Here is a 26,911-nt window from a genome sequence, read left to right on the forward strand (position 1 = left end):
CCGGGAAAAGCCATCACGGGCACGGCAGTTCTGCTTTCCCAAAAGGCGGAATTGGGCTACTCATGAGAGACAGAAACGACGGGTGCGTTCATCGAGGCGCCCCGCAGATGAGCAGCGAAACAGACGATGAACCAGCACGCCGCCGCACCGGAATTTGCCATGAGCTTCACGGAAGAGGCCGTGATGCTGGAAAAGCGCGAGGGGCGCGACTGGCGCCCTTTGGGTCAGGCGCGCTTTTCCGGGGGCGATCTGGCCTTTGTGCTGAACGCCCTGCGCGACGAGGCGGGCGGACAGGCGGGTGAACTGGACACCGTGCTGGTCATCCCCGACGATCAGATACTCTATACCACGCTGACGGTGCCCTTCGGGTCGGATACCAAGGCCACGATCGCCCGCGCGCTGGAAGGGATGACCCCCTACCCCGCGGAAGATCTGGCCTTTGACTGGTGCCCCGCCGCCAATGGCGACATCGAGACACTGCGCGTGGCCGCCGTGACGCGGCGCACCCTGGACGAGGCCGAGGATTTTGCCCGCGCGCAGGGCTTCCGCCCCTCGGGGTTTCAGGCCCGTCCCGGCGATGATCGCTTTGACGGCTGCCCCGATTTTGGTCCCTCGCGGCTGGCGGCGGAACAGTTCGACCGCCGCCCCTTCAGCGTGCCCGACCTGATGCAGGCCCGAGTCACCGCCCCGGTGATCGAGCTGACGGACGAGCCCGCCCCCCCGCCGGTGACGATTTCGCGGGTGACGCCGCATGTCGTCCCGTCCGTCATGCCAGCGCCGGCCCGTGACAAGGCCCCCGCCGCCAGCACATCAACTGAGGCTGTCGGCGCGCGCCCGGAAGGACGCACACCGCCCGTGATCCGTCACGGCCAGAAAGAGGCCGCCCTGTCACCGCGCGCGCGGGCCGTCCACGAACGTGCAGCGCGTGCGCGCAACCTGCGCGCCGAAACGCTGCCTCGACGGCCCGATGACAGACGGTCCTGGTTGGCCGCCCTGCCCCGGATCGACCTGGCGCGTCTGGACCTGACGCGCCTGCCGGTGATGGTGGGTCTGCTTGTGGTGGCGATCCTGACAGCGCTCTGGGTCTGGGGCCGCGACAGCGACGCAACCGATCAGCGCCAGGTGGCCGCGGCGCAACCTGCGTCGGATCCGGCGCGCGCCCAGCCCCAACCCGAACCCCAACATCAGCCCGAGGCCGCGACGGCCGAGGCGTTGCCGGAACCGGCGCGCGCCCTGCCCGAGACGCAGGAGCCCGCCGAGGCAACCGCCTCGGTCGCGCCCCGGCCGGCCGAAGCCGATGCGCTGGCCCGCGCGCTGAACGAGGCACTCGCCGCTGCCGCCGAGCTTCCTCCAGCCGAGCAGGAGGTTCCGTCCGAGACTGCATTGGCGGCGCTTTCCGCGATCGCCAACGCCCCGACGGCCGCGACCGAAGCGCCGACCCAGGTCGCAGGCCCGCAGACGGCCGCACTCCAGCCGACCGGACCGGCAACAGCCAACCCCGCCGCGGCCGATCCTGCTGCCTCGACGCCGCCTGCCGCGGCACCGCGTCCTGCACCTGCGCCGGCCGATGGCTTTGCCCCGACCGGACAGCCGAGGACTGCGCCGCAGACCGCGCCCGCTGCTCAGCGTCCAGGCCCGACACTCTCGCCGCTGAACAGCTCGCAGCGACCGCCACGCGCCGCGCCCATGCGTGCCGCTGCACCGCCGAGCCCCGATCCCAGCCCGGCCATTTCGGCCGAGCCGCCGGCCGCCGTCGCCGCACCCGCGCGTCCCGCCGCCAGTGCCCGCCCGCCTGCACGCCCGGCCACGCCCCCCCGCCCCACGGCAACCGCCAGCCCGACGCCCGCTGCCGGCGCGCAGGAAATCCGCCCCGCCGGCGCTTCCGCAGCGCCACCTGCACCCGCCTCGTCGCGACCGCCCGGCAGGCCCGCAAATCTCTCGATGCTGGACGAGGGCAGCGCCCTCGAAGAGGCGCCGCGCCGCCTGACCGAGGCCGAGATCGAGGCTCTGCACCGCCAGTTGCGCGACCTGCGGACCGCCCAAATCGGGGCCACCGGCCTTTCCGAAGCCGAACGCGATCTGATCTTTCAGATCGCGGATGCGCGGCCAATACGCAAACCCGTCGCGTTGCGCGGGCCCAGTCAGGACGCCGTCCGCTCGGCCCTGTCCGAGGCCGTCGGCAGCGACCGCCCGCAACCCCGCAGCACCGCCCCGACACCCGCTGCCCCGACACCCGCTGCCCCGACAACCGCTGCCCCGACAACCGCTGTCACGAACGCGCCGGGCGCATCCCTGGTGTCGCTGGCGCGTTCGACCCGGCCACGGGCCAAGCCGCGCGGCGGCGGCGCTTCGCTCAGCCCGGCCGCTGTGGAAGAGGCGATCGCCGCGGCCGTTGCCTCGTCGCCGGTCTCGCCGGGGGCGGTCGCGCTGACCGGGCTGACCTCGTCCCAATTGCCGCCGCGCCGCAGCAGCGCGGCCCGGTCCGGCGCCATCGGCTCGACCGTGACCAGCAACGCCATGGCGGCTTCGACCGCCGCGCTGGCCGCGCCCGCTGGGGTCGTCAGCGCAGCCGCTGTGCCCTCGGCGGACGAGTTGCGCGCGGCAGCCGAGGCACAGGCCGCCGAAGCCGCCTTGGCGGAACAGCGCCGGCTTGATGCAGAATTGCAGGCTCAGGCCGAGGCCCGCGCCCGCGCCCAGGCCGCCGCCGACGCCCGCGCCGAGGCCGAGGCACGCGCCCAGGCCGAAGCCCGCGCCCGCGCCCAGGCCGAGGCCGAGGCCCGCCAGGCCGCCGCGCGCAACCAGCAATACAAGCCGCCGGAAATCGACAACGAACCCGATGTCGTTGCCGCGATCCCGCAAGGCGCCATCGGCAATGCCGCCGCAACAGCGACGGTGAAGGACGGCATCCGCCTGAACAGCACCCAGATCATCGGCACGATCGGCGCAGGCCAGGCAAGCCGCGCTCTGGTGCGGCTGTCGAACGGGCGCATCCTGACGCTGCGGATCGGCGACCGCGTGAATGGCGGCACCATCACCGAAATCCGTGACAGCCGCATCCTCTATAACCGCAACGGCCAGATCCAGGCGCTTGGGGTGCTGAATGGGCAATAGCCCGGTCAGTCATCCAGGCGTGTGATCGCGAACCCCTCGGCGGCAAGCAGATTCAGGACACCCGCCTCGCCAGGCAGGTGCAACGCGCCGAAGGCTGCGACGACATGGCCACCCTGATCCGCGGCTTCGTTCGCCGCCTCCAGCAGAGGGGTGATCCAGGCGCGGTTGCGGCGGTCCATCAGACGGTCCTGCATCAGTGCGATCTGCGCGTCGATCACGGCAGAGTCCAGTCCGGAATGGGCATGGGCATCGTGACGGGCCAGTTCCCAGATCTTCCAGACATCGCCCTGGAAATAGCTGTCCGTCAGGGTGACGGCGTAATCATCGGCCAGCATGGCCGATGGCAGGTTCGCGCGGATCATGTCCAGTTCCTGCTCGGGGGAAAGGTTCTCGAAAAGCGTGAAGATCGTATCCCACGGCTCGAGCGAGAGGACCGGCAGGCCGCGCGCCCGGGCCTCGTCCATCATCAACTGGTCGAGCCCGCGCACCACCCCGCCCGATTCCGCCGCCTGGCGCAGCATACAAGGGGACAGGCCCAGCATCATCGACAGATACCAGGGCCGCATCCGCGAGGCCATGATCGCCGGAATGCCCCGATCCGACAGGGCCGATGACAGCCTGGCCCATTCCTCGGGCGACAGCCGCTCGGGCAGGGTCGGGCCGGTGGCATCGACCATCAGATTCGGGTCGGCGGCCAGCGCCGCGGCAAGACGTGCCTGCTCCTCGGGGCCCGATTCGACCAGCAGCGCGGTCGCGCCCTGCCATTCCGGGCGCACCAGATCCAGCGTGTCCGCGTGGCGCGGGTCATCGAAGTGATAGGTTCCCACCAGAACGATCCGCAGATCGTCGCGCCTGGCATCAAAGACCAGGCCGCGCCGAAAGGGCACGCCCTCGGTCGCGGCCTCGATGGCTGCCGCATCTTCGGCCGGCATCGTCTCGAAGAGGTTCCGCCCTTCGCAGATCGTGGCCGCCTGCGCCGACAGACCCATTCCGGCCAGCAATGCCAATGCCCATGCGATCCTGCCCGCCATGTCACCCCCTCGGATCCGTCTGCGGCGCAACCTTGGCATGGACCCCGTCCGGATACCAGTTCGGCGCGCAAGCTGCCCGTTGACAGATCCGCGAGACTTGCCTACATGGCTGCCATTGGCACTCGCATTCGGTGAGTGCCAACAGCGAAACACTGCAACCTGAAATATCGGAGTGTTCACCAATGGCATTCAAACCGCTGCATGACCGCGTGCTCGTCCGCCGCGTCCAGTCGGAGGAAAAGACCAAGGGCGGTCTGATCATCCCCGACAGCGCCAAGGAGAAACCGGCCGAAGGCGAAGTGATCGCCGTGGGCGAAGGCGCACGCAAGGATTCGGGCGAGCTGATCACCCCCGCCGTCAAGGCTGGCGACCGCGTGCTGTTCGGCAAATGGTCGGGCACCGAGGTCACGATCGATGGTGAAGAGCTGCTGATCATGAAGGAAAGCGACATCCTGGGCATCATCGCCTGATCGTCTGACCCTTCCTTCAACGATAAATTCAGGAGATTCAAATGGCTGCGAAAGAAGTCAAGTTCAGCACCGATGCCCGCGACCGGATGCTGAAAGGTGTGAACATCCTTGCCGATGCCGTGAAGGTGACGCTTGGCCCGAAAGGCCGCAACGTCGTCATCGACAAGTCCTTCGGCGCGCCGCGCATCACCAAGGACGGCGTCTCGGTCGCCAAGGAGATCGAACTGTCCGACAAGTTCGAGAACATGGGCGCCCAGATGGTCCGCGAAGTCGCTTCGCGCACTAACGATGAGGCCGGCGACGGCACCACCACTGCCACCGTCCTGGCCCAGGCTATCGTGAAAGAGGGCATGAAGGCAGTCGCCGCCGGCATGAACCCGATGGATCTCAAGCGCGGCATCGACCTGGCCACCTCGAAGGTTGTCGAGGCCATCAAGGCCGCCGCTCGCCCGGTGAATGACAGCGACGAAGTCGCTCAGGTCGGCACCATCTCGGCCAACGGTGAAGCCCAGATCGGCCGCTTCATCGCCGACGCGATGCAGAAGGTCGGCAACGAGGGTGTCATCACCGTCGAAGAGAACAAGGGGATGGAGACCGAGGTCGAAGTCGTCGAAGGCATGCAGTTCGACCGCGGCTACCTGTCGCCCTACTTCGTCACCAACCCCGAAAAGATGGTCGCGGAACTGGAAGACGCCTACATCCTGCTGCACGAGAAGAAACTGTCCTCGCTGCAGCCCATGGTTCCGCTGCTGGAAGCCGTCATCCAGTCGGGCAAGCCGCTGCTTATCGTGGCCGAGGATGTCGAGGGCGAGGCTCTGGCCACGCTGGTCGTCAACAAGCTGCGCGGCGGTCTGAAGATCGCGGCCGTCAAGGCGCCGGGCTTCGGCGATCGCCGCAAGGCCATGCTGCAGGACATCGCCATCCTGACCGGCGGTCAGGTCATCAGCGAAGACCTGGGCATGAAGCTCGAGAATGTCGGCATCGACATGCTGGGCCGCGCCAAGAAGGTCTCGATCAACAAGGACAACACCACCATCGTCGATGGCGCCGGTGAGAAGTCCGAGATCGAGGCACGCGTCGCCCAGATCCGTCAGCAGATCGAGGAAACCACCTCGGACTACGACCGCGAGAAGCTGCAAGAGCGTGTGGCCAAGCTGGCCGGCGGCGTGGCCGTTATCCGCGTCGGCGGCATGACCGAAGTCGAAGTGAAAGAGCGCAAGGACCGTGTCGATGACGCTCTGAATGCGACCCGCGCGGCGGTTCAGGAAGGCGTCGTGGTCGGCGGCGGTGTGGCCCTGGTGCAGGGCGGCAAGGCTCTGGAGGGTCTGACCGGCGCGAACAGCGACCAGAATGCGGGTATCGCCATCGTGCGCCGCGCTCTGGAAGCGCCGATGCGCCAGATCGCGGAAAACGCCGGTGTCGATGGCGCCGTCGTGGCCGGCAAGGTCCGTGAATCCACCGACAAGAGCTTTGGCTTCAACGCCCAGACCGAGGAATATGGCGACATGTTCAAGTTCGGCGTCATCGACCCGGCCAAGGTCGTGCGCACCGCTCTGGAAGATGCGGCCTCGGTTGCCGGCCTGCTGATCACCACCGAAGCCATGATCGCCGAGAAGCCCGAGCCCAAGGCTGCGGCTGGCGGCGGGATGTCCGACATGGGCGGCATGGGCGGCATGATGTAATCATCCACCTGCCCGACAGGCAGACGGAAAAGGGCGCCCCTTCGGGCGCCCTTTTTTGCGCGCCGACCCGCTGCCCGGCGCCATGGAGAGGCTCGCGGCGCCTTAACCGCCCTGCCCCCCGTCATATGTCTGAACCGGACGCACCGCGCCCGGGCGGCGCAGCAGCGACTGGACCGTATAGACTAGGATCGCCACGCCGATCGCGCCTATTGCCGCCACGATCAGCAACACGATCACATCAATCGGCCCGCCAATGTCGCGGAAATGCGAATTGGTGACGGCCTGCGTGAGCAGGACAGCGGCCACCGCGCCTAACGGCATCGACAGCTGCGCCCAGAGAAATCTCCGCATCGAAAGCGACCGGTCGCGGATCAGAACATACAGATAGGCCAGCGTGATGATTACGGCCGCCGCCAGCATCAGCCAGAACAGGGTCGCGCCGAACATCTCCTGAAAAACCGCCAGCAGGGTTTCGAATGTCAGTTCCTTCATGGCGCCCTCCTCAGGCCTTGCCGCGCAGCATCGCGTTATAGGTGGCCTTCAGCGCCACCTCCTTCATCAGCCAGCTGATCCACAATTCCTCGAGCGGCGCGATGAGGCCCGGGAAGGACGGGACCAGATTGTCCTTGTAGTCGAACTCGACCAGCATTGCGCGGCCAACACGCGTGATCAGCGGGCAGGACGTATAGCCGTTGTAGGTCTCGGTCCCCGCGCGGCCTTCGATGGCGGCGACAAGATGATCCTCGACCACCGGAACCTGCCATTTGACCGATGCCGCGGTCTTGCCCTTGGGCACGCCCGCCACGTCGCCCAGGGCGAAAACCTCGGGATAGCGCAGGTGGCGAAGCGTCTGCTGGTCGCATTCGACCCAGCCCTGGTCGGTCCATTTGTCCGCCCAGGACAGCCCCGATTCCCGAATCACCTGCGGCGCGCGCATGGGCGGGATGACGTGCAGGTAATCGTAATCCATATCCACCTGCGACACGCTTTCCGCGCGCGTCACCGGGTCGATGGTCGTCACCTCGAAACGCGCCTGCTTGCGGCCTGGCTCGATCGAGATCAGCTTGTGGCGCAGATGCGTTTCGATGCCGCGCTCGGCATAGAGCATCCGCACCTTTTCCGCCACGATCGGAACAGAGAACAGCGCGCCCTGCGGGGCCGTATATTGAAACGAATGGCGCCCGGCGGCAGGGCTGCGGCTGGCGATGTCCTCGATCAGGAATGTGTGCTTCAGCGGCGCGCCCGCGCATTTCATCTCGGTCGCGGGGCGGGTGAAGACGCCGACGCCGCCGGTCTCGATGAAATGGCTGGCGGCCTGCCAGGTGCGTGCGGCGTAATCCGGACCCGCGTAAAGCGCGCCGATGCCATCCCGGCCGACCATATCCAGCGAGAAGCCGGGGATCGCATCGTGATCCAGCACCAGGCCCGGCGCCACGATCAGGAAGTCGTAATCAAGCCGCGTGCCGCCCTCGGTCTCGACTCGGCGCGCCTCGGGGTCGATGGCGGCGGCGCGCTCGGCCAGCAGCGTCACGCCGCGCGGCAGCCAGTCTGTCGTGCGAGAAACGGTATAGGAGGCCGGTTTCAGGCCCGCGGCGACCAGCGACAGGCCAGGCTGGTAATAATGGTCGGTGCGCCCGTCGATCACGGTGATCTGCGCGCCCTCCAGACGCTGCACCAGCCGATTGGCCAGCGCCGTCCCGGCCGCACCCGCGCCGATGATGACGATGCGGGCGTTCGTCGTCACCGAGGCACGCGCCGGGCCTGCACCCCGTGCAGTGACCGCGGCCGCCAGGCCCGCGGCGGCCAGGCCGAAAAAGCCGCGGCGGCTGGATGATAATGGATTGGTCTTGTTCACGAAAGATTTCCCCCCATGGACGGCACCCGCCTGCGCGGGCATCTTGAAGCGTTCGGGAAAGACCTGCGCCGTCAGGCGCGACCGCCGCAATCCTGGCGATCGGGCCCGCGACAAAGCCCTGACGGGCCCGGCTTTCAGGCCCAGACATTCCCTTATCGGAATGTATATCAATCAGGAGCGACGCGCCACTTCAATATATATCGATGTTGTTATGTATTCGCGCAGGTGGTCACGAGATGACGGCTTCGACGCCCATCGCCTCGGCAAGCGAACGGAAGCGGCTGCGCGCCACCTCGCCCATCAGGTCGCGCCCGGTGCCGGTAAGCTTCAGTTCGATCCGCTTCCCGGGCACATGGACCAGCAGACCCGCGTCCGAAGGATCGTCGATGGCGAACATCGCGCCAAAGCGCATGGCCTTGCCAAGGATCTCGGCTTCGCGCAGCCGGGACTTGTCCAGCAGCTGAAACAGCGGCGCCATGGGCGATTTCGCGCGGCTGTTCTTGTAGCGGTGCAGCAGCGCAACGCCCAGAAAGACACGCTCGGGATGGCTGAGCGCAGCCAAGTTCGCGCGGGTGACGTTATCAAAACAGGCCTCGGCCCGGTAATCGGGATGCGCGCGCCAGGCCGTATCGTGCAACAGGCAGGCCGCGCGCACCAGCCGTTCGCGTTCGGGCGGCATGTCGGGAAACAGCGGCAGCAGGAAGTGATAGAGCTTCTTGCCGAAGCCAGGCAGCCGGGCCATCTGCTTTTCGGTGAAGCGTGCAGCTTCCAGCAGCGGGTCGCGGCGGCGTAGATCGCGCGACATATGTTCGTAGAGCAGCCCCTCGCGGATGCCGTAGCTTGAGACGTTCAGTTCCCGGGGCTGAAAGACGCGCACCAGCCGCGACAGGACGCGCCCCGCCAGCGGGACCAGGTCCATCCGCGAGGTCGAGATGCCTGTCCGCGCGCGCAAGGCCGCCAGATCGTGCTGGCCGATCCATTCGACCGTCGCCAGCACATCTTCAGGAGTCATGCGGTATTCGTGCAGCACCGTCATCGGGTAGTTGCGGCGCTCCATGTCCAACCGGGCGATGGCCCGCCACGAGCCGCCGACCAGATAGAACCGCTTGTGATCCCGGCCCATCGCCGCCAGCAGATCTGCCAGGATCGCGTCGATATGGCCTTTCAGCGCGGCTTCGGGCACCTGTTGCAGCCGGAACGGCCCCAATGGCGAGGTCGCGCGCCGCCCGACCTTGCCCCCTTGCAGTTCCGCAAGCTCCATCGAGTTGCCGCCGATGTCGCAGACCAGCCCGTGCGCCTCGGGCCAACCCAGCAGCACGCCCTGTGCCGACAGCCGCGCCTCTTCGGGGCCGTCGATCACATGCAGCTTCAGCCCGGTCTCTCGTTCGACCTGTTGCTGAAAGGCGGGACCATCCTCGGCCTCGCGGACGGCGGCGGTGGCCACGCAAGTCAGGGGTTCGATACCCATGCTGCGCGCAAGAGCCGCGAAACGGCGCAGCGCCGACAGGGCACGATTGATCCCCTGGGGGTTCAGTCGTCCGGTCCGGGCCATGTCCTGTCCCAGCCCCGCCATGATCTTTTCGTTATAGAAATAGGCCGGCGAGCGTGCGGCCCCGTCGAACACGACCAGCCGGATCGAGTTCGAGCCCACATCGACCACGCCCACCCGGCGCAACGCGCGCTTGGGCAGCTTGCGAAACGTGGGTCCGAAGGGCGCGACTGTCTCGCCCGACGTGGTTCTGACACCGTTCATCCCTGATCATCCTTGCGCCGCAGCGCGCTGTTCCGCCGAATGGGTCAGCGCCGGGACATCCCGCGCGCCCGCTGTTCCTCGCCCGGAAAGAGACGGGTTCTCCATGAAGAACCGGTGACAGTTGAACAGGTCGTCACGCCCCTCGGGAAGGTAGCGCACATAGCGACCATCGGGTTGCAAGAGCCAGCTCTGCGCCTCGTCGGCCATGTTGGCGGCCATGATCTGGCTGACGATCTGAGCCTTCACCGTCTCGTTGTGGCATTCCAGCAGCGTCTCGACCCGGCGATTGAGATTGCGGTCCATCCAGTCCGCCGAACTGAAGAACACCCGCGCCTTGGCCGAGGGCAGGCCATGCCCCGACCCAAAGCAGACGATGCGTGAATGTTCCAGATAGCGCCCGACGATGGATTTGACGCGGATATTGTCTGACAGGCCCTTGATGCCGGGGCGCAGGCCGCAGATGCCACGCACGACCAGGCTGATGAGCACGCCCGCCCCACTGGCTGCGTAAAGCGCGTCGATCACGTCCCTTTCGATCAGCGCGTTCATCTTGGCCCAGATCTCGGCGGGACGGCCCTGCCTTGCATATTCGGCCTCGCGCGCGATCAGTTCCAGAAGCCGCGATTTCAGGTCGATGGGTGCGATGGCCAGGTTTTCCAGCCCGGCGGGCTGCACATAACCGGACAGGTAGTTGAACACCTTGGTCGCGTCGCGGCCAAGCGCAGGATCGCAGGTGAACAGGGACAGGTCCGTATAGATGCGCGCGGTGATCGGGTGATAATTGCCCGTGCCATAATGGGTGTATGTGACCAGCGTATCGCCCTCGCGCCGGACGACGGTGCTGATCTTGGCATGGGTCTTGTAGTTGACGAAGCCATAGACGACATGCGCGCCCGCGCGTTCCAGACGGCGCGACTGGCGGATATTCGCCGCCTCGTCAAAGCGGGCCTTCAGCTCGACCAGCGCCGTGACGGACTTGCCCGCCTCGGCCGCCTCGCAGAGCGCGTCCACGATGGGACTGTCGCGCGAGGTGCGGTAAAGCGTCTGCTTGATCGCCAGCACGTCGGGATCGCGCGCCGCCTGCGCGAGAAAGCGCACCACCATGTCGAAGGTCTCATAGGGGTGGTGCAGCAGCATGTCCTTCTGGCGGATCGCGGCGAACATGTCGCCATCATGGTCCTGCACCCGTTCCGGCACGCGCGGCGTGAAGGACGGCCACAGAAGGTCGCGGCGATAGTCCAGCACCAGTTCGCGCAGATCGGCCACGCCCAGCAGCCCCTCGACCTCGACCACCTCGTCGGGGCCGACCTCAAGCTCGTCCATGATCAGGCGGCGCAGGCGGTCGGGCGCGCCGGCGGTGATCTTCAGCCGGATCACGCTGCCCCGCCGCCGTCGCTTCAGCGCGGTCTCGAATTCGCGGACCAGATCCTCGGCTTCTTCCTCGACCTCCAGATCGCTGTCGCGCAGCACCCGGAAGCTGCAATGGCCCGCATCCCGATAACCGGGGAACAGGCTGGACAGGTGCATCAGCAGCAAATCCTCGAGCTTCAGGAAACGCTCGCCCCCCGGCAGCGCGACAAAGCGCGGCAATTGCGCGGGGATCGGCAGCAGCGCCTGCATCTGGCGGCCATCCGTCTCTCGGGCAAGTTCAAGCGCCAGCGAGAAACCGGTATTCGGGATGAACGGAAAGGGATGGGCCGGGTCGATCGCCAAGGGCGACAGGACCGGAAAGACCCGCGTTTCGAAATAGTCGCGCAGCCATGCCTCTTCGGCGCGCGTCAGTCGCTGGCGGGACAGGATCACGATGCCCTCGCGTTCCATTTCATGCCGCAAACGGTTCCAGACGCTTTGCTGCGCGCTCATCAGGCGCCGTGCATCGGCGTTGATCATCGCCAGCTGCTCGCCTGGCGTCAGCCCGTCATCGGACAGGCTGGAATTGCCCTCGCGCATCAATTCGCGCAGTCCGGCCACGCGGACGGTATAGAATTCGTCAAGGTTCGTCGCGCTGATCGAGACGAAGCGCAGCCGCTCCAGCAGCGGGACACGGGGGTTGCGGGCCTCGTCCAGAACGCGCCAGTTGAAGGACAGCCAGCTCAGTTCGCGATTGAAGAACCGCGCGGGGCCTTCGGGGGGGCCGCCCTCCAGCGACTGTGCTTCGGGAAAGGGCGTTCTGAGGAAATCGGCGAGAGTCATGGTCATCACTTTGCCAGGATGGCGCGATCATGCCCGCTCGGCCGAGAGATTGTCCAGCAGGTCGGCGGCGATCCGGCGGGTCACGGGGCCTTTTTCCGCCATCGCGGCGCGGTCCATCGCCGCGACCAGCCGCCGCGCCAGACCCAGATCGCGGTCCATGTGCAGGACCAGCCAGTCGATCAGCCCGGCCGAGACCGAAAGCTGCCGGTCCGCGAACAACTTGACCAGAACGGCGGCCAGCAATGTCTCGTCGGGCGGGCCCAGATGGACCTGCGGCATCGCATCCATCCGCGACCGCAGATCGGGCAGGACCAGACCCCAATCGCGCGGCGCCTGGCGCGCGGTCAGCAGCAACAGGCAGTCGCGCGGCCCGCAGAGGTTCCACAGATGGAACAGCGCCTGCTCGGCCCCGGCCGCGAAGCCGGCATGATCGGCATCCTCGACCACCACCGCCCCGCCCTCGGCCGCCAGCAGGTCGGCCGCATCGGGGCGCAGGGCGGCGGCGCTGATGCGGCGCGCGCCGTTTTCGGCCGCCCAGAAGGCCGCCATATGCGTCTTGCCCGAGCCTTCCGGGCCGATCAGCAGCATCCTGCCCTGCGGCCAGGACAGGGGCTGGTCCAGCACGCGAAGCGCGGCCTCGTTCGCGGGCGCGGCCAGAAAGTCGGCGCGCGCATGGGCCGGGGGCGTGGTCAGGTCCAGCGTCAATTGGCGCGAGGTCGCAAACAGCGTCATGCGGCCGGACCCTGCCCGCCGGGAGACGGCGTCTCGGGCGACAGTGGCACCAGTTCGACCCGCAGGGGGGCGGCGGGTTCAGGCGCGGCGCCCTCGCCGGTATAGAGCCCGCTGGCCAGATAGCGCCCCGTCAGAAAGCGCGCCAGAACCCCAAGCGCCGCCGCCATCGGCACGGCCAGCACCAGCCCGACAAAGCCGAACAGCGAGCCAAAGACCGACAGCGCCAGCAGCAGCCAGACCGGGTGCAGCCCGACATGGTGGCCCACGATCTTGGGTTGCAGGTAATTGCCCTCGACGATCTGGCCGATGGCGAAGATCGCGATGACCGCGCCGATCCAGAGCGGGTCGCCCCAGAAGCTGAACAGCGCCACTCCGATCGCCGTCGCGCCCCCGATCAGCACGCCGACATAGGGGATGAAGGACAAAACCGCCGCCATGATCCCGATGAAGAATCCAAAGGGCAGCCCGACCAGCATCAGCATGACCGCATACCATGTGCCGAGGATCAGGATGACCAGCGCCTGCCCGCGCAGGAAACCGGCCAGGGCGGCGTCGATCTCGGTCGCCAATTGCCGGATGACCGGGGCGTGTTCGCGCGGCAGCAGCGCATCGACGCGGGCGACCAGATGGTCCCAGTCCAGCAGCAGGTAGAAGGCCACCACCGGCACGATGACCAGCAGCGCGACCGTGCCCACGAACCCCCGGACCGAGCCCAGCACCCGGCCTGCCAGCGTGCCCGCCTGTTCGCGGAGCGCCGCCGACATCTCGGCCAGGGTCTGGCTTGCCTGACCGGCATCGGGGATCAGCGCGGGAAAGCGCGTCTCGACAAACAGGCGGGCCTGTTCATACATCTGCGGCGCGGTCTCGATCAGCGCGCCCGCCTGGCGCAGCGCCAGAGGCACGATCAGCAGCACGACCGTGACAAAGGCCAGCACCATCGCCAGCGTGATCACGACAACGGCCATGGTACGCGACAGGCCCGCGCGCTCCAGCCGGTCGGCCAGCGGGTCCAGCAGATAGGCGACGCCCGCGCCCAGGATGAAGGGCAGCACCGCCTGCCCCAGCAGCCACAGCGAGACCAGCAGGACCAGCGCCGCCAGCCCCCACCAGATCAGTTGCAAACGGACCGGAACACCCATTGCGCAAAAACCCCTGCACCGCACAGCATCTATCTGCCCGCGCGCGGGCCTCATGACAAGGCCGGGCCTTGCATCGCAGCCGGCTTTGGCCCAAGACGACCCTGCAAACCCTGCCAGATACGAGATCGCCCATGCGTCTGTCGCGTTATTTCCTGCCCGTCCTGAAGGAAGACCCCAAGGAGGCGCAGATCGTCAGCCACCGCCTGATGCTGCGCGCGGGGATGATCAAGCAGCAGGCCGCGGGGATCTATTCCTGGCTGCCGCTTGGCTACAGGATCCTGCGCCGGATCGAAACCATCGTGCACGAGGAACAGGCCCGCGCGGGTCACATCCCGATGCTGATGCCGACGCTGCAACCTGCCGATCTGTGGCGCGAAAGCGGCCGCTACGACGATTACGGCGAAGAGATGCTGCGCCTGAAGGACCGCCACAAGCGCGACCTGCTCTATGGTCCCACGAACGAGGAGATGATCACCGACATCTTCCGGGCCCATGTGAACAGCTACAAGGATCTGCCGCTGACGCTGTATCACATCCAGTGGAAGTTCCGCGACGAGATCCGTCCGCGCTTCGGCGTGATGCGCGGCCGCGAATTCCTGATGAAGGACGGCTACAATTTCGACCTGACCAAGGAAGCCGCGCTGCACGCCTATAACCGGCATCTGGTCAGCTATCTGCGGACCTACGAACGCATGGGCCTGCAGGCCATTCCGATGCGCGCCGATGGCGGCCCGATCGGCGGCGACTATACGCATGAATTCCTGGTCCTGGCCGAGACCGGCGAATCCGAGGTCTTCTATGACAGCGAGATCACCGACCTGACCTTTGGCGACCGCCAGATCGACTACGACAGCGTGGAACAATGTCAGGCCGTGCTGGAAGAATTCACCAGCCGCTATGCCCGCACCGACGAGACCCATGACGAGGCCGTCTATGCCCAAATCCCCCAGGAACGCCGGCGCAAGGCCCGCGGGATCGAGGTCGGGCAGATCTTCTATTTCGGCACCAAATATTCCGAACCGATGGGCGCCACGGTCGTGGGCCCCGACGGCGCGCGCGTGCCCGTGCACATGGGCAGCCACGGCATCGGCGTCTCGCGCCTGCTGGGCGCCATCATCGAGGCCAATCACGACGACCGCGGCATCATCTGGCCCGAGGGCGTGACCCCCTTCCATGCCGGGATCGTCAACCTGAAACAGGGCGATGCCTCGACCGACAGCGCCTGCGAGGCGCTTTACGCGGCGCTGCGCGCGCAGGGTCTGGACCCGCTTTATGACGACCGCGACGAACGGGCGGGGGCGAAATTCGCCACGATGGACCTGATCGGCCTGCCCTGGCGGATCACGGTCGGCCCGCGCGGACTGGCCGCCAACAAGGTCGAGCTGACCGAACGCCGCAGCGGCGAAAGCACCGAGGTGACCCCCGAAGAGGCCGTGGCCCGGCTGGCGCGCGTCTATGCTCCGGTCCTGGCGCAGGCCTATCCCATCGCCTGAGGGACGCATGACCTGACCCGGCGCTGCCCCGACGGGGCGGCGCCTCGGCGTCACGAATCTGTGACAGGACAGCATTAGGCTGGCGGCTCGTTCAACAGCCGCAAGAGTGCTCAATGACCGCCCGCCTGTCCTGCCTGTGCTCGGCCCTGGCCCTTCTGGCCGCATCGCCCGCCCTGGCCGAAAGCCACTTCAACCGCATCGCGACCTTCCCCGTCACCCGCAACATGGCCGAGGGCGAAGACCTGTCCCGCGAAAGTTCGGCCGAGATCATCTCGGCCTCGGAAGACGGGATGATGCTGGTCTATACCGACAGCCCCCTGGGCGTGATCGGCCTGATCGACATCACCGATCCGAAAGCCCCCGGCGCATTGGGCAGCATCGACATGGAGGGCGAGCCAACCACCGCCGTCTTTGTCGGCACGACGATCTTTGTCGGCGTGAACACGTCGGACAGCTTCGCCAACCCCTCGGGGCGTCTGGTCGCAGTCGATCCCGCCGCCATGGCGATCACCGCCGCGTGTGAACTGGGCGGTCAGCCCGACGCGGTGTCGCGCGCGCCCGATGGCAGCTTTCTGGCCATCGCCATCGAAAACGAGCGTGACGAAGGTCTGGGCGATGGCGGCCTGCCGCAGATGCCTGCGGGCCATGTCGTCAAGCTGCCCATCGTCGACGGCGCGCCCGATTGCGACGCGATGCAGGTCATCGACCTCACGGGGCTGGCCGACATCTTCCCCGAAGACCCCGAGCCCGAATTCGTCGATGTGAACGCGGCGGGCGAGATCGTCGTCACGCTTCAGGAAAACAACCACATCGTCATCATCGGCGCCGATGGCACGATCCAGTCGCATTTCTCGGCGGGCGAAGTCGCGCTGGAGGGCATCGACACCCGCCGCGACGGGGCGCTGGATTTCTCGGGCAGCAAAGCCGCCGCCCCGCGCGAACCCGACGCGGTCAAGTGGCTGGACGACCAGCACATCGCCATTGCGAACGAGGGCGACTGGCAGGGCGGCACCCGCGGCTGGTCGATCTTTCACCGCGACGGCACGCTGGTCTGGGATTCGGGCGCCTCGCTGGAACATGCCGTGATCGAGCTGGGCCACTACCCCGAGCATCGCAGCCATTCCAAGGGCATCGAGCCCGAGGGGCTGGAGATCGGCACCTTCGACGGCCGGCCGATGGCCTTCGTCGCGCTGGAGCGCGCCTCGCTGATCGCGGTCTATGACGTGTCGGACATCGCGGCGCCGCGTCTTCATCAGTTGCTGCCCTCGGGGATCAGCCCCGAGGGCGCGGTGGCGATTCCCGCGCGCGGGCTTCTGGCCACGGCCAACGAACTGGATGCGCGTGCCGATGGCGGGGCGGGCAGCCATGTGATGATCTACGAATGGCAGCAGGCGCCCGCCGCCTATCCGATGATCACCTCGGCCGGTGCTGACAGCCTGATCGGCTGGGGCGCGCTGTCGGGCATGGTCGCCGATGCCACGATCCCCGGCAGGCTTTATGCCGTCTCGGACAGCGTCTTCGGGATGCAGCCCGCGATCTTCACCATCGACGCCACCCAGAACCCGGCGCGCATCACCGACAAGATGGTGGTGACGCGGTCCGGCCAGCCCGCGCAAAAGCTGGATCTGGAAGGCATCGCGCTGGCGCCGGACGGGGGCTTCTGGCTGGCCTCGGAGGGGCGGTCTGACCGGCTGATCCCCCATGCCATCTATCGCACCGACGCAAAGGGCGAGATCCGCGAGGAAATCGCCCTGCCCGCTGAACTGGCCGCGCACGAGACCCGCTTCGGTTTCGAGGGGATCGCCGTGCAGGACCAGACCCTGTGGCTGGCCGTGCAGCGCGAATGGCGCGACGATCCGGCGGGGATGGTCAAGCTGGTGGCCTATGACACGGCGGACAAGAGCTGGGGCGCTGTCCATTATCCGCTGGACAGCCCGGCCGAGGGCGCGTGGATGGGCCTGTCCGAGATCACGATCCATGGCGATTGGGCCTATATCGTCGAGCGCGACAACCTGATCGGAGAGGCGGCGAAAACAAAGCGGCTTTACCGCGTGGCCCTGTCGGCGCTGGACCCTGCGCCTTTGGGCGGGCCGCTGCCGGTCGTTGACAAGGAAGAAGTGCATGACTTCATCCCCGACCTCATGGCGCTGAACGGCTACGTGCAGGACAAGGTCGAGGGCTTCGCCATCGACGCCGCAGGGGAAGCCTGGGTCGTGACCGACAATGACGGCGTGCAAGACGCCTCGGGCGAGACATTGTTCTGGACCATCGGCCGGATCGACTGATCCCGCGCGGCAGCACGAAGGCGGCAGGCGACACGCTCGCCTGCCGCGCCCGCCTCAGACCCAGCCCATCAGGATGGCCGCCAGGATCAGCCCCGCCAGAACCAGGCTCTGCCCGATCAGAAGCGCGATGGCGCCCGGCCCCACCTCGACCAGTCGCGCCAGCGAGGTCTTCATCCCCACCGCCGCCACCGCCGCGACCAGGATCGCGCGCGAGACGACCGAGGCCGCATCGGTGATCATGTCCGGGACCAGATGCGCCGAATTCAGCCCCGCCAGAACCAGGAAGGCCAGCACGAAGCCCGGCAGGATCGGCGTCCTCGCCCGCCTTTGCCCCGCCTGCCGCAGGATCAGCGCCGCGACCAGCACGACCGGCGCCAGCAGCGTCACACGGATCAGCTTGACCACCGTGGCGGTGTCGCCGGCCTCGTCCGACAGCGAATAGCCTGCGCCCACGACCTGAGCCACATCGTGAATCGTGCCGCCAAGGAACAGCCCCGCCTGATGCATGTCCAGCCCCAGCAGCGTAGCCAGCGCCGGATAGAGAATCATCGCCAGGGTGGACAGCGCCGTGACGGTGATCACCACGAAGGACAGGTCGCGTTCCGTCGTCGGGCGCGGCGGCAGGACCGAGGCGATGGCCATGGCCGCCGAGGCGCCGCAAATCGCAACCGATCCCCCCGTCAGCAGACCGAAAGCCCTGTCACGTCCCAGCCGGTGCATGATCCCCACCGACCCCAGGATCAGCGCCGCCATCGAAGCCGCGATCAGCGCGACGAAGGGCCAGCCGATCAGCGCGACCATTTCGACCGAGACGCGCAGCCCCAGAAGCGCCACACCCAGACGCAACAGGCCCCGCGCGGCAAAGTCGATGCCGGGGGTGGCGCGGGAATCCTCGGCCGTGAAATGCAGCGGCATCCCCAGCAGGATCGCCATCAGCATGACCGGCGCCCCGTAATGGGCCGACAGGAACTGTGCCGCCAACGCCACGATCACGGCCAGCGTGACACCGGGGCCCAGCAGGCGCAGCCGGGCGATGTTCATGGGCAGCATGGCTGCATCCCTTGCAAAAGGGGCCTTGCGGCCCCTTTCCTGTCACCGGGAATGATGGTCACTGGATATCCCTTGCCCGCTCCTCGTTCACGGCCGCCTCGGCCTCGGCCACGGCATCGCGGAACCGCGCCAGGATTTCCTCGCCTCCGCTGACGGTGGACGTGAACCATGCATAGACCGGCTCGGCCGCTTCGGCGAAGGCGGCCCTTTCCTCGGGCGTGGGGACATAGACTTCGCCCCCGGCGGCGGCAAAGGCCTCGTAGGCCGGGATCGACTTGCGCTTGGGCGAGGCGAAGGTTGCCTGTTGCAGCGCATAGAAACCGTCCACGACGATCTGGCGCATGTCCTCGGGCATGGCCATGAAGCTGTCATTCGACATCCACCAGTAAGCGCCCATATAGGCGTGCTGGTCCAGCGTCAGATAGCGCAGCCCGGCCTCGGGGAAGCGCATCGACATGATGTCGGTGATGCCGTTCGCGGTGCCCTCGACCACGCGCGTCTGAAGCGAGGTGAAGAGTTCCGGCCACGGGATCGGCGTGGGCGAGGCGCCCATCGCGCGGGCCAGTTCCTGCGGCAGGTCCGCCACCACGGTCCGCATCTTCAGCCCGGCCAGATCGGCAGGCGTCTGCACGCGACGCTGCGTGTTGGCATAGCTGCGCCAGCCGCCGGTATTGCCGATGGTCATCAGCCGCAGCGTGTTGCCGCTGTCCTCAAGCGCGCGGTCGCGCAGATAGCGCATGAAATCGCCCGACAGCACCCGTTCCGCGACGCGGTCGTCGGCCATCAGATAGGGCATGTCCAGCACCTGGAAATAGGGAAACAGCCCGGCCGCCCCGTCCAGGGTCGAGATGTAAACGTCGATCGAACCATCGGCCACGCCTTGCAGGCACTCGGCCCCGTTCGAGCAGAGCTGCGTGCCCATGTAGATCTCGACCGCGATGGCGCCGTTCGAGGCCGCCTCGACATGGGACTTGAAGACCTGCAACCCGTCGTAATCCTCGTCCTCCTCGTTCGAGTTGGCGACGGCGCGGATCGTGTAATCCTGCGCCAGGGCGGGCGCGGCCAGCGCCAGGGCTGCCGCAAGGGTCAGGACGGTTTTGAACATGGTGGTTTCCTCCCGGGTTGGTGTTATCGGTCAGTCCGCAAAGCCGGTCAGGCGCGGAATGGTCATGGACAGGGCGGGAAAGTAGGTGATCAGGAAGATCACCAGGATCTCGACCGCCAGAAAAGGCAGGATCGCGCGGGCGATGGTGGTGACGCGCTCGCGCGAGACGGCGGCCGCCACGAACAGCACCAGCCCCATCGGTGGCGTCGCCAGACCCACGGTCAGGTTGACGCACATGATGATCGCGAAATGCACGCTGTCCACACCCATGCCTTCAAAGACAGGCGCCAGGATCGGCGCCAGGATGATGATGGCGGGCCCGGCATCCAGGAACATGCCGACCACGAACAGCAGCAGGTTGATCAGGAACAGCAGCAGCAGCGGGTTCGCTGTCAGCCCCAGGATGAAATCGGCCATGATCTGCGGCGCGTGCGACAGCGACACGACCGTCTTGAAGGACATGGCCGCCCCCACCAGCAGCAGCACCACCGCCGATGTCAGCGCCGCCCGGCCCAGCACGTCGGGCAGCTCGGCCACACGCATCGTCCTCAGCACGAAAAGCGAAATGATCATCGCATAGACGACCGCGACGGCGGCGGCCTCGGTCGGGGTGAAGATGCCGCCAAGAATGCCGCCCAGAATGATGACCGGCGTCAGCAGCGGCCAGAACGCCCTGAGGCTGGCGCGGCCGCGCGCGGCCCAAGGCTGGCGGGCCGAGGCGACGGGAAAATCGTAGCGGTCCGCCATGATCTTGATGACCACCATCAGACCCAGCCCGACCATCACGCCCGGCACGATGCCCGCCAGGAACAGCGCCGCCACGCTTTCGCCCATGACATAGGCATAGATGATCATGATGCCCGAGGGCGGGATGATCGGCCCGATGACCGAGCTGGCCGCCGTGATCGCGGCGGCGAAGCGGCGGGTATAGCCCTGCTTTTCCATTGCAGGGACCAGCATCGAGCCAAGCGCCGATGTGTCTGCCACCGCCGAGCCCGAAAGCCCCGCGAACAGCATCGAGCTGAGCACGTTCACATGCGCCAACCCGCCCCGCAGATGGCCCATCAGCGCCTGCGCGAACTCGACCAGCCGCAGCGTGATGCCGCCGCGATTCATCAGTTCTCCGGCCAGCATGAAGAACGGGATCGCCATCAGCGGAAAGCTGTCCATGCCATTATAGAGATTGCGGTAGAGCAAGGTCAGGTCGCGTTCCTGACCGTTCAGCCACAGGATGATGCCCGGTGCGGCCAGCATCCCGAAAAAGACCGGCAGGCCCAGCATCAGGAACAGAAGGAACAGCGGCAGGAACCAGATCAGCATCAATCGACCCCCCGCGCGCCGGTCTCCATGTCATCCCCGGTGGGGATCGGCGGCAGGTCGCGCAGACCTGCAAGCCCTGCCAGATTGCGCAGGATCAGTTCGACATTGACCACGATCAGCATTGCCAGACCGACCGGTATCGAGGCCATCATCCAGGACCGCGGCACGCGATACCATTCCGACAGGTCCAATGAGACCGGCACGAACAGCGAGGCGCTGGCAAAGCGCCCGCCAAGGCCCGTTACCTCGCGCCATCCGATCTGCAGCGCAACGACCAGCACGGCCAGCGACACCAGCAGCAGCACGATGTTCAGAAGCCGCGCCAGCAGTGCGGGCAGCAGCATGGGCAGGAAGTCGATCGCGACAAATCCGCCGCGGCGGAACGCCGTCGGCGCCATGAGGCCGGTCATCCACATCATGCAGAAGCGCGCCGCCTCATCCGGCCATGGCAGCGCGTTGTTCATGATGTAGCGCTGAAAGACCTGCAGAATCGTCACCGCGACCATGATCGCCATGGCGACGATGCCGCCCGCGCGGGCCAGCTTCAGCACTGCCTCGTTGACCCGGGACAGGGGCCGTATCACGGCCTCGAACAGGCTCATTCTTGTTCCCCCCTCTGCCACCGCGCCTCCCCGCGCGAGGCGTTTCACTTGACCGAGATGTCGGCGATCCGCCCGCCGTAGAAGGCCAGCGGCGCGCCCTCGGTCAGCGTCGCCTGAAGCACGCGGCCCACGACGATGGCGTGATCCCCGGCCTCATGCAGCGCAAAAAGCTGGCAGTCGAAGCGCGCCAGGCAGCGATCCAGGATCGGCACGCCCTGCCCGTTACGCCCCGCCAGATCGCAGAGCGCGTCGCGGTTGCGCGCGACCGCCCAGGCCAGATCGGCCTGATCGGCGGACAGGACATGGATCGCGTAATGCTGCGCCGCGGCAAAGACCGGATAGCGGGTGCTGGCGCGGGCGGGCGACCACAGGACCAGGGGCGGCTCCATCGAGACCGAGGAAAAACTGTTGGCGGTGATCGCGATACACTCGCCCGCCAAGCCCTTGGCGGTCACGATCGTGACGCCGGTGGCAAAGCGCCCGAAGGCATCGCGCAACTGGCGGCCATTCTGCGGATCTGGAACAAAGCTGGCAGGGTCGTTCATCTGCATCACGCGACCTCTCGCCCCAAGGCCGCCTCGTAAAGCTGGAACCACTCGATCCGCGACAGGCTGATCTTCAGCGCATCCCCGATGGCGGCGATGCGGGACAGTGCATTCGTGCCCATGATCGGAAGGATCTGCGCAGGGTGGCGCAGCAGGAAGGCCACCGCCACCGCCGCCCGGTCAACGCCATGCGCCGCCGCGATCCGGTCCATGACCTGCACGACCGGACCGCCACCCGTCATCAGGCTACCGCCGCCCAGAGGCGACCAGGCCATGACCGGATCGCGGCGACGCTGGTGAAAGGCCAGGTCGCCATTGGTGAAGGGCTCGATCCGGGCCAACGAAATCTCGATCTGATTCGTCGCCAGGGGCGTCTGCATCGCCGATTGCAGCAATTCGACATCCCAGGGGCGGAAGTTCGAGACGCCCACCGCGCGAACCTTGCCTTGGGCCACCAGCGCGTCCAGCGCACGGCCCGTCTCGTCATGGTCCATCATCGGATCGGGACGGTGGATCAGCAGCAGGTCGATCCGGTCCGTGCCCAGATCGCGCAGGGACGCCTCGACCGAGGCGTGAATATGCGCCTCGGACGTATCATAATGCTTGCAGGGTGCGGCAGAATGCCGGCCCATCGGCGCGACGATACCGCATTTCGTCACGATCTCGATCCGGTCGCGCAGGCCGGGGCTTGCGCGCAGCGCCGCGCCAAGGAACGCCTCGGCCGTATAGCCGCCATAAATGTCGGCCTGATCCATCGTGGTAATGCCCTGGTCCAGACAGGTCTCGATCTTGGCCTGCACATGGGCGGGCGAGGTGTCGGCATCATCGCCGATGCGCCACATGCCGTAGACCAGCCGCGACAGGGTGACACCGCCCTTCAGTTCCACACGATCCATCGTCAGCGCCTTTCGCCTGCGGCCAGCGGGGTCGCAGGGGGACGTTCCGGCACGCGGCCCCAGACCCGGTTCAACTGGCAGGTGTTCATCTGCGGCAGGACGCGGCTGCCGAAATGGCAGGCCTCGTCCTTGTGCGGATAGCCGGACAGGATGAAGGCACGGATCCCCATCCTGCGCAACTCCTCCAGCTTGGTCAGAACCTGATCGGTCGAGCCGACGATGGCCGCCCCGCAGCCCGAGCGCGCGCGCCCGATACCCGTCCAGAGATTGGGCTCGATGTAACCTTCCTCATCGGCCAGTTCGCGATTGCGGGCCTGTCGGCTGACGCCAAGCGATCCGGCATCCAGGGCGCGCTCGCGGATGGCCCGTCCTGTCTCGTCATCCAGCTGGCTGACCAGTTCGCGGGCATATTCGCGCGCCTCGGCCTCGGTGTCGCGGACGATGACATGGGCGCGGAAGCCGTAATCCAGCGTCCGGCCGTATTTCGCGGCAGCCGCATGGGCGGCGCGCATCCGGTCGGCGATGTCCTCGGTCTTTTCGGGCCACATCAGATAGACATCGCAATGCTGGCCGCACAGATCCAGCGCATCGGGCGAATAGCCCCCGAAATACAGCATCGGCCCGCCCTGCTGATAGGGCTTGGCGGGATCGGTGGTCAGGCCGGAGAAATCATAGACCTCGCCCCGATAGTCGATCTGCTCGCGGTTCCAGGCCTGCTTCAGGATCTCGACCACCTCGCGCGAACGCTGATAGCGATAGGGGCTGGGCTCTTGCTGGCCGGGGAAGTCGCTGCTGATGATGTTGATCGTCAGCCGGCCCTTCAGCATGTGGTCCAGCGTGGCGATGGTGCGCGCCAGCATGATGGGCTGCATCTCGCCGCAGCGCACGGCGGCCAGCAGGTTGATGCGCTCGGTGATCGGCGCACAACCTGCGACGAAGGACAGCGTGTCCTGCCCGACCTGGTAGCTGGAGGGGCACAGGATATTGCCGAAACCTTGCGCCTCGGCGGTCTTCACGATGTCGCTGCAATGATCCCAGGACGATCGCAAATCGCCGTCAGGCACCCCCAGGTGGCGGTAATCGTCAGAGCACAGCGCTGCGAACCAGGCGACTTCGACGGCCTTCAGATCGGCCGATGTGACGGGAACGACGGTCATTCTCTCCTCCCTGACTCGCCTGCGGTTTCCTCTTGCATACAATTGTCCTTGATGTAGATCAATGGTGCATCAATTTTTCGCCGGAGGGGGGAGGCCATGGCAGAAAAGCAGCGCGCTGACGCCTTGCCCATCCATATGCAGATCAGCGAGATGATGATTCGCGACATCGCGGCGGGCCGGCTGGTCGATGGCCAGAAATTGCCGCCCGAACGCCAGATGGCCGAGGCTCATGGCACGACCGTGCGAACCCTGCGCAAAGCCTTGGCAGCGCTGGCCGATCAAGGCCTGCTGGAACGGCGGCAGGGTTCGGGAAACTATGTCCGCGCGGGCGGTCAGGCGGTGTCGGTCTATTCGATGTTCCGGCTTGAACATGCGCGCGGCGGAGGGGGTCTGCCCAATGCGCGCATCCTGTCTGTTGATGTGTTGCCCAAGGATGCAGACCAGCCCGAATATGGGGTGGCGGACCAGGCGACGCGCTTCCGGCGGCTGCGCTTTCTGGATCATGTCCCCATCGCTGTCGAAGAGATCTGGCTGGATGCCGGCGCGGGCCGCATCCCGCGCGATCAGGTCCAGGATTCGCTCTATCTGACCTACAAGCGGGTGCTGAAACTGTGGATCACGCGGGCCGAGGATCGCGTGGGCCTGGGCACGGTTCCGGACTGGGCTCCGGACGATTTCGGGCCCCGCCCTGGCGCGACCTGCGCCTATATCGAACGGCTGTCCTGGGCGCAGGGCGCGCAGGCGGTCGAGTTCTCGCGCACCTGGTATGACCACGAAAAGGCGCTTTACGTCCAGCGCCTCATCTGAGGAGATCTCCATGACTATCCAGACCCCGCCCACCGCCGGCAGCCGGCTGATCACCTATGGTGTGATCGGCTGCGGCATGATGGGGCAAGAGCATCTGCGCAACATCGCCCTGCTGCCCGGCACCGCCATCGGCGCGATCCTGGAACCAGATGCCGCGATGCGGCAGGCCGCCGCGGCTCTGGCGCCGCGTGCGGCGTTCTGCGACAGCCTGGACAATTTGCTGGACTGCCCCGACCTCGACTGCCTGCTGATCGCCAGCCCCAATTTCCGCCATGTCGAGCAGTTGCAGGCCATTGCCGCACGCCGCCCCCTGCCCGTTCTGGTCGAAAAGCCGCTGTTCACCGACCCTGCTGATCTGGCCGCGCTGGACCATCTTGCGCAGACCTATCCGGCTCCGATCTGGGTGGCGATGGAATACCGCTACATGCCCCCGGTCGCGCATCTGCTGGCGCAGGCGCAAGAGGCGACCGGCGGAATCCGGATGCTGTCGATCCGCGAGCATCGCTTTCCCTTCCTGGAGAAGGTCGGCGACTGGAACCGCTTCAACCGCTATACTGGCGGCACCTTCGTCGAGAAATGCTGCCATTTCTTCGATCTGATGCGGCTGGCCATCGGCACGGATCCGGTGCGCGTGATGGCGATGGGGGGTCAGGCGGTAAACCATCTGGACGAGCGCTATCAGGGCCAGACGCCGGACATCCTGGACCACGGCTATGTCGCCGTCGAATTCGCCTGCGGCACGCGCGCGATGCTGGAATTGTGCATGTTTGCCGAAGGCGCGCGCTGGCAGGAAGAGATCAGCGCCGTCGGCCCCAAGGGCAAGATCGAGGCTTTCGTGCCCGGCCCGACCCGATTCTGGCCCAGGGATCTGGGCGATCCTCCGGTCGCGCAGGTCGTCGTTTCGCCGCGCGACCCCAAAGGGCCCCGCGTGCTGGAGATCCCGGTCGATCCGGCGTTGCTGGAAGCGGGCGACCATAACGGCTCGACCTTCTATCAGCATCAGGGTTTCCTGGAACTGGTGCGCGGGCAGCGCAAGGCGCCCGATGTCAGCCTGTCCGACGGGCGTTGGGCGGTGCTGATGGGTCTGGCCGCGCAGCGCTCCATCGCCGAGAGCCGGATGGTCGAGATGGCCGAACTGCTGATCTGATCGCGACCGGACGCTGTGATCGCGGATGCAGGCATGACATTGCTGCATCCGCAAAGGCGGCCAGTCTGTGTCCATCATCTCGATCAGAATGCTTGCATCGGCTCGCTTCCGAAACTATCGTCAATCGACGATAAACGAAGGATAGGCCATGGCGCCCGAGGATGACGCGCTTGCCGCGCTGGCCAAGGCGCTGGCGCACCCCGCCCGCATCCGTATCCTGCGGCTGCTTCTGGCCACGCCCGGCTGTATCGGCGGCGACATCGTCGAGGCCGTGGGCCTGGCACAATCCACCGTGTCCGAGCATTTGCGGTTACTGCGGGCGGCGGGCATCATTCGTGGCCGGATCGACGGGCCGCGCATCTGCTATGCGCTGAACCCCGGCGCGCTGGAGCCTCTGTCCACATTTCTCGGCAGCCTTGTGCCGCCCGAACGCGATGTCTGCTGCCTGCCAGGGGCAAGGGAAGCTGCGTAATGGGCCAGTCAAGCTGCTTTGCGATCAGGATCGAAGGTTTCCCGACGCTGGAGCATGGTCCAGATC

At 66.7% G+C, this 26,911-nt stretch carries 22 protein-coding genes; 8 read left to right on the top strand and 14 right to left on the bottom strand.

Going from position 1 to position 26,911, the window contains the following annotated elements; all coding sequences use genetic code 11:
- Window positions 1-159 precede the first annotated feature (159 nt).
- The gene (locus tag KY389_RS12210) at window positions 160-3,111 is read left to right on the top strand and encodes a hypothetical protein (RefSeq protein ID WP_219831271.1); all 2,952 of its coding nucleotides are present in this window, start codon (window positions 160-162) and stop codon (window positions 3,109-3,111) included.
- 5 nt (window positions 3,112-3,116) lie between these two features.
- Here KY389_RS12210 and KY389_RS12215 read toward each other — a convergent pair whose 3' ends face one another.
- Window positions 3,117-4,142, bottom strand: a complete 1,026-nt coding sequence (locus KY389_RS12215) for a TraB/GumN family protein (protein WP_219831272.1) — start codon at window positions 4,140-4,142, stop codon at window positions 3,117-3,119.
- Between the two features lie 182 nt (window positions 4,143-4,324).
- On the opposite strand from KY389_RS12215, the gene groES reads away from it, so the two are divergent.
- Both groES and groL read left to right on the top strand, forming a co-directional pair.
- A complete protein-coding gene (gene groES, locus KY389_RS12220; RefSeq protein ID WP_219831273.1) occupies window positions 4,325-4,612 on the top strand; it encodes a co-chaperone GroES in 288 nt (95 codons plus the stop codon).
- A gap of 41 nt (window positions 4,613-4,653) precedes the next feature.
- A complete protein-coding gene (gene groL / locus KY389_RS12225) occupies window positions 4,654-6,294 on the top strand; it encodes a chaperonin GroEL (RefSeq protein WP_219831274.1) in 1,641 nt (546 codons plus the stop codon).
- A 102-nt stretch (window positions 6,295-6,396) separates the two neighbouring features.
- Here the strand turns inward: groL and KY389_RS12230 are convergent, their stop codons facing one another.
- From KY389_RS12230 to KY389_RS12255, 6 genes are all read right to left on the bottom strand, one after another.
- Window positions 6,397-6,786 (bottom strand): DUF5368 domain-containing protein, encoded by a 390-nt coding sequence (locus KY389_RS12230; RefSeq protein WP_219831275.1) that lies wholly within the window; start codon window positions 6,784-6,786, stop codon window positions 6,397-6,399.
- 10 nt (window positions 6,787-6,796) lie between these two features.
- Complete coding sequence (locus KY389_RS12235; RefSeq protein ID WP_343222954.1) at window positions 6,797-8,149, bottom strand: NAD(P)/FAD-dependent oxidoreductase; 1,353 nt, start codon at window positions 8,147-8,149, stop codon at window positions 6,797-6,799.
- 229 nt (window positions 8,150-8,378) lie between these two features.
- Window positions 8,379-9,902: a Ppx/GppA family phosphatase gene (locus KY389_RS12240; protein ID WP_219831276.1), complete on the bottom strand. Its 1,524-nt coding sequence runs from the start codon at window positions 9,900-9,902 to the stop codon at window positions 8,379-8,381.
- A 6-nt stretch (window positions 9,903-9,908) separates the two neighbouring features.
- Entirely contained in the window at window positions 9,909-12,095 is a 2,187-nt protein-coding gene (locus KY389_RS12245; RefSeq protein WP_219831293.1) for an RNA degradosome polyphosphate kinase, read from the bottom strand.
- A gap of 27 nt (window positions 12,096-12,122) precedes the next feature.
- Complete coding sequence (locus KY389_RS12250) at window positions 12,123-12,827, bottom strand: P-loop NTPase family protein (protein WP_219831277.1); 705 nt, start codon at window positions 12,825-12,827, stop codon at window positions 12,123-12,125.
- On the bottom strand, window positions 12,824-13,966 hold the full coding sequence (locus tag KY389_RS12255) for an AI-2E family transporter (RefSeq protein ID WP_219831278.1): 1,143 nt from the start codon (window positions 13,964-13,966) through the stop codon (window positions 12,824-12,826). Before KY389_RS12255 ends, KY389_RS12250 begins: the two co-directional genes overlap by 4 nt.
- A gap of 131 nt (window positions 13,967-14,097) precedes the next feature.
- On the opposite strand from KY389_RS12255, the gene proS reads away from it, so the two are divergent.
- Together proS and KY389_RS12265 are read left to right on the top strand one after the other, a co-directional pair.
- A complete protein-coding gene (gene proS / locus KY389_RS12260) occupies window positions 14,098-15,459 on the top strand; it encodes a proline--tRNA ligase (protein ID WP_219831279.1) in 1,362 nt (453 codons plus the stop codon).
- Between the two features lie 113 nt (window positions 15,460-15,572).
- On the top strand, window positions 15,573-17,744 hold the full coding sequence (locus tag KY389_RS12265) for an esterase-like activity of phytase family protein (RefSeq protein ID WP_219831280.1): 2,172 nt from the start codon (window positions 15,573-15,575) through the stop codon (window positions 17,742-17,744).
- Between the two features lie 54 nt (window positions 17,745-17,798).
- Here the strand turns inward: KY389_RS12265 and KY389_RS12270 are convergent, their stop codons facing one another.
- The 7 genes from KY389_RS12270 to KY389_RS12300 are packed head-to-tail and all read right to left on the bottom strand — an operon-like array spanning window position 17,799 to window position 24,419.
- Window positions 17,799-18,794 (bottom strand): YeiH family protein, encoded by a 996-nt coding sequence (locus KY389_RS12270; RefSeq protein WP_219831281.1) that lies wholly within the window; start codon window positions 18,792-18,794, stop codon window positions 17,799-17,801.
- A gap of 58 nt (window positions 18,795-18,852) precedes the next feature.
- A complete protein-coding gene (dctP, locus tag KY389_RS12275; protein ID WP_219831282.1) occupies window positions 18,853-19,899 on the bottom strand; it encodes a TRAP transporter substrate-binding protein DctP in 1,047 nt (348 codons plus the stop codon).
- Window positions 19,900-19,929: 30 nt separating this feature from the next.
- A complete protein-coding gene (locus KY389_RS12280; protein WP_219831283.1) occupies window positions 19,930-21,219 on the bottom strand; it encodes a TRAP transporter large permease in 1,290 nt (429 codons plus the stop codon).
- Complete coding sequence (locus KY389_RS12285) at window positions 21,219-21,821, bottom strand: TRAP transporter small permease (protein ID WP_219831284.1); 603 nt, start codon at window positions 21,819-21,821, stop codon at window positions 21,219-21,221. Before KY389_RS12285 ends, KY389_RS12280 begins: the two co-directional genes overlap by 1 nt.
- A 44-nt stretch (window positions 21,822-21,865) precedes the next feature.
- Entirely contained in the window at window positions 21,866-22,366 is a 501-nt protein-coding gene (locus KY389_RS12290; RefSeq protein ID WP_219831294.1) for a flavin reductase family protein, read from the bottom strand.
- A 5-nt stretch (window positions 22,367-22,371) separates the two neighbouring features.
- Window positions 22,372-23,262, bottom strand: coding sequence for an aldo/keto reductase (locus KY389_RS12295; RefSeq protein WP_219831285.1), 891 nt, complete (start codon window positions 23,260-23,262; stop codon window positions 22,372-22,374).
- A 2-nt stretch (window positions 23,263-23,264) separates the two neighbouring features.
- The gene (locus KY389_RS12300) at window positions 23,265-24,419 is read right to left on the bottom strand and encodes an LLM class flavin-dependent oxidoreductase (protein WP_219831286.1); all 1,155 of its coding nucleotides are present in this window, start codon (window positions 24,417-24,419) and stop codon (window positions 23,265-23,267) included.
- Window positions 24,420-24,515: 96 nt separating this feature from the next.
- Between KY389_RS12300 and KY389_RS12305 the strand changes: the two genes are divergently transcribed.
- From KY389_RS12305 to KY389_RS12315, 3 genes are all read left to right on the top strand, one after another.
- Complete coding sequence (locus KY389_RS12305) at window positions 24,516-25,226, top strand: GntR family transcriptional regulator (RefSeq protein ID WP_219831287.1); 711 nt, start codon at window positions 24,516-24,518, stop codon at window positions 25,224-25,226.
- Between the two features lie 10 nt (window positions 25,227-25,236).
- Window positions 25,237-26,373: a Gfo/Idh/MocA family protein gene (locus KY389_RS12310; RefSeq protein ID WP_219831288.1), complete on the top strand. Its 1,137-nt coding sequence runs from the start codon at window positions 25,237-25,239 to the stop codon at window positions 26,371-26,373.
- Window positions 26,374-26,521: 148 nt separating this feature from the next.
- Window positions 26,522-26,845: an ArsR/SmtB family transcription factor gene (locus tag KY389_RS12315; protein WP_219831289.1), complete on the top strand. Its 324-nt coding sequence runs from the start codon at window positions 26,522-26,524 to the stop codon at window positions 26,843-26,845.
- The last annotated feature ends 66 nt before the right edge of the window (window positions 26,846-26,911 follow it).

It is taken from the genome of Paracoccus bogoriensis (assembly GCF_019431455.1).
In the GTDB taxonomy this organism is placed as follows: Bacteria; Pseudomonadota; Alphaproteobacteria; order Rhodobacterales; family Rhodobacteraceae; genus Paracoccus; species Paracoccus bogoriensis.

Excerpts from the sequence above, each read along its gene's own strand:
- KY389_RS12210 (WP_219831271.1), top strand. The coding sequence starts at position 160 with ATGAGCTTCACGGAAGAGGCCGTGATGCTGGAAAAGCGCGAGGGGCGC.
- KY389_RS12215 (WP_219831272.1), bottom strand. The coding sequence starts at position 4,142 with ATGGCGGGCAGGATCGCATGGGCATTGGCATTGCTGGCCGGAATGGGT.
- groES (WP_219831273.1), top strand. The coding sequence starts at position 4,325 with ATGGCATTCAAACCGCTGCATGACCGCGTGCTCGTCCGCCGCGTCCAG.
- groL (WP_219831274.1), top strand. The coding sequence starts at position 4,654 with ATGGCTGCGAAAGAAGTCAAGTTCAGCACCGATGCCCGCGACCGGATG.
- KY389_RS12230 (WP_219831275.1), bottom strand. The coding sequence starts at position 6,786 with ATGAAGGAACTGACATTCGAAACCCTGCTGGCGGTTTTTCAGGAGATG.
- KY389_RS12240 (WP_219831276.1), bottom strand. The coding sequence starts at position 9,902 with ATGAACGGTGTCAGAACCACGTCGGGCGAGACAGTCGCGCCCTTCGGA.
- KY389_RS12245 (WP_219831293.1), bottom strand. The coding sequence starts at position 12,095 with ATGACTCTCGCCGATTTCCTCAGAACGCCCTTTCCCGAAGCACAGTCG.
- KY389_RS12250 (WP_219831277.1), bottom strand. The coding sequence starts at position 12,827 with ATGACGCTGTTTGCGACCTCGCGCCAATTGACGCTGGACCTGACCACG.
- KY389_RS12255 (WP_219831278.1), bottom strand. The coding sequence starts at position 13,966 with ATGGGTGTTCCGGTCCGTTTGCAACTGATCTGGTGGGGGCTGGCGGCG.
- proS (WP_219831279.1), top strand. The coding sequence starts at position 14,098 with ATGCGTCTGTCGCGTTATTTCCTGCCCGTCCTGAAGGAAGACCCCAAG.
- KY389_RS12265 (WP_219831280.1), top strand. The coding sequence starts at position 15,573 with ATGACCGCCCGCCTGTCCTGCCTGTGCTCGGCCCTGGCCCTTCTGGCC.
- KY389_RS12270 (WP_219831281.1), bottom strand. The coding sequence starts at position 18,794 with ATGCTGCCCATGAACATCGCCCGGCTGCGCCTGCTGGGCCCCGGTGTC.
- dctP (WP_219831282.1), bottom strand. The coding sequence starts at position 19,899 with ATGTTCAAAACCGTCCTGACCCTTGCGGCAGCCCTGGCGCTGGCCGCG.
- KY389_RS12280 (WP_219831283.1), bottom strand. The coding sequence starts at position 21,219 with ATGCTGATCTGGTTCCTGCCGCTGTTCCTTCTGTTCCTGATGCTGGGC.
- KY389_RS12285 (WP_219831284.1), bottom strand. The coding sequence starts at position 21,821 with ATGAGCCTGTTCGAGGCCGTGATACGGCCCCTGTCCCGGGTCAACGAG.
- KY389_RS12290 (WP_219831294.1), bottom strand. The coding sequence starts at position 22,366 with ATGAACGACCCTGCCAGCTTTGTTCCAGATCCGCAGAATGGCCGCCAG.
- KY389_RS12295 (WP_219831285.1), bottom strand. The coding sequence starts at position 23,262 with ATGGATCGTGTGGAACTGAAGGGCGGTGTCACCCTGTCGCGGCTGGTC.
- KY389_RS12300 (WP_219831286.1), bottom strand. The coding sequence starts at position 24,419 with ATGACCGTCGTTCCCGTCACATCGGCCGATCTGAAGGCCGTCGAAGTC.
- KY389_RS12305 (WP_219831287.1), top strand. The coding sequence starts at position 24,516 with ATGGCAGAAAAGCAGCGCGCTGACGCCTTGCCCATCCATATGCAGATC.
- KY389_RS12310 (WP_219831288.1), top strand. The coding sequence starts at position 25,237 with ATGACTATCCAGACCCCGCCCACCGCCGGCAGCCGGCTGATCACCTAT.
- KY389_RS12315 (WP_219831289.1), top strand. The coding sequence starts at position 26,522 with ATGGCGCCCGAGGATGACGCGCTTGCCGCGCTGGCCAAGGCGCTGGCG.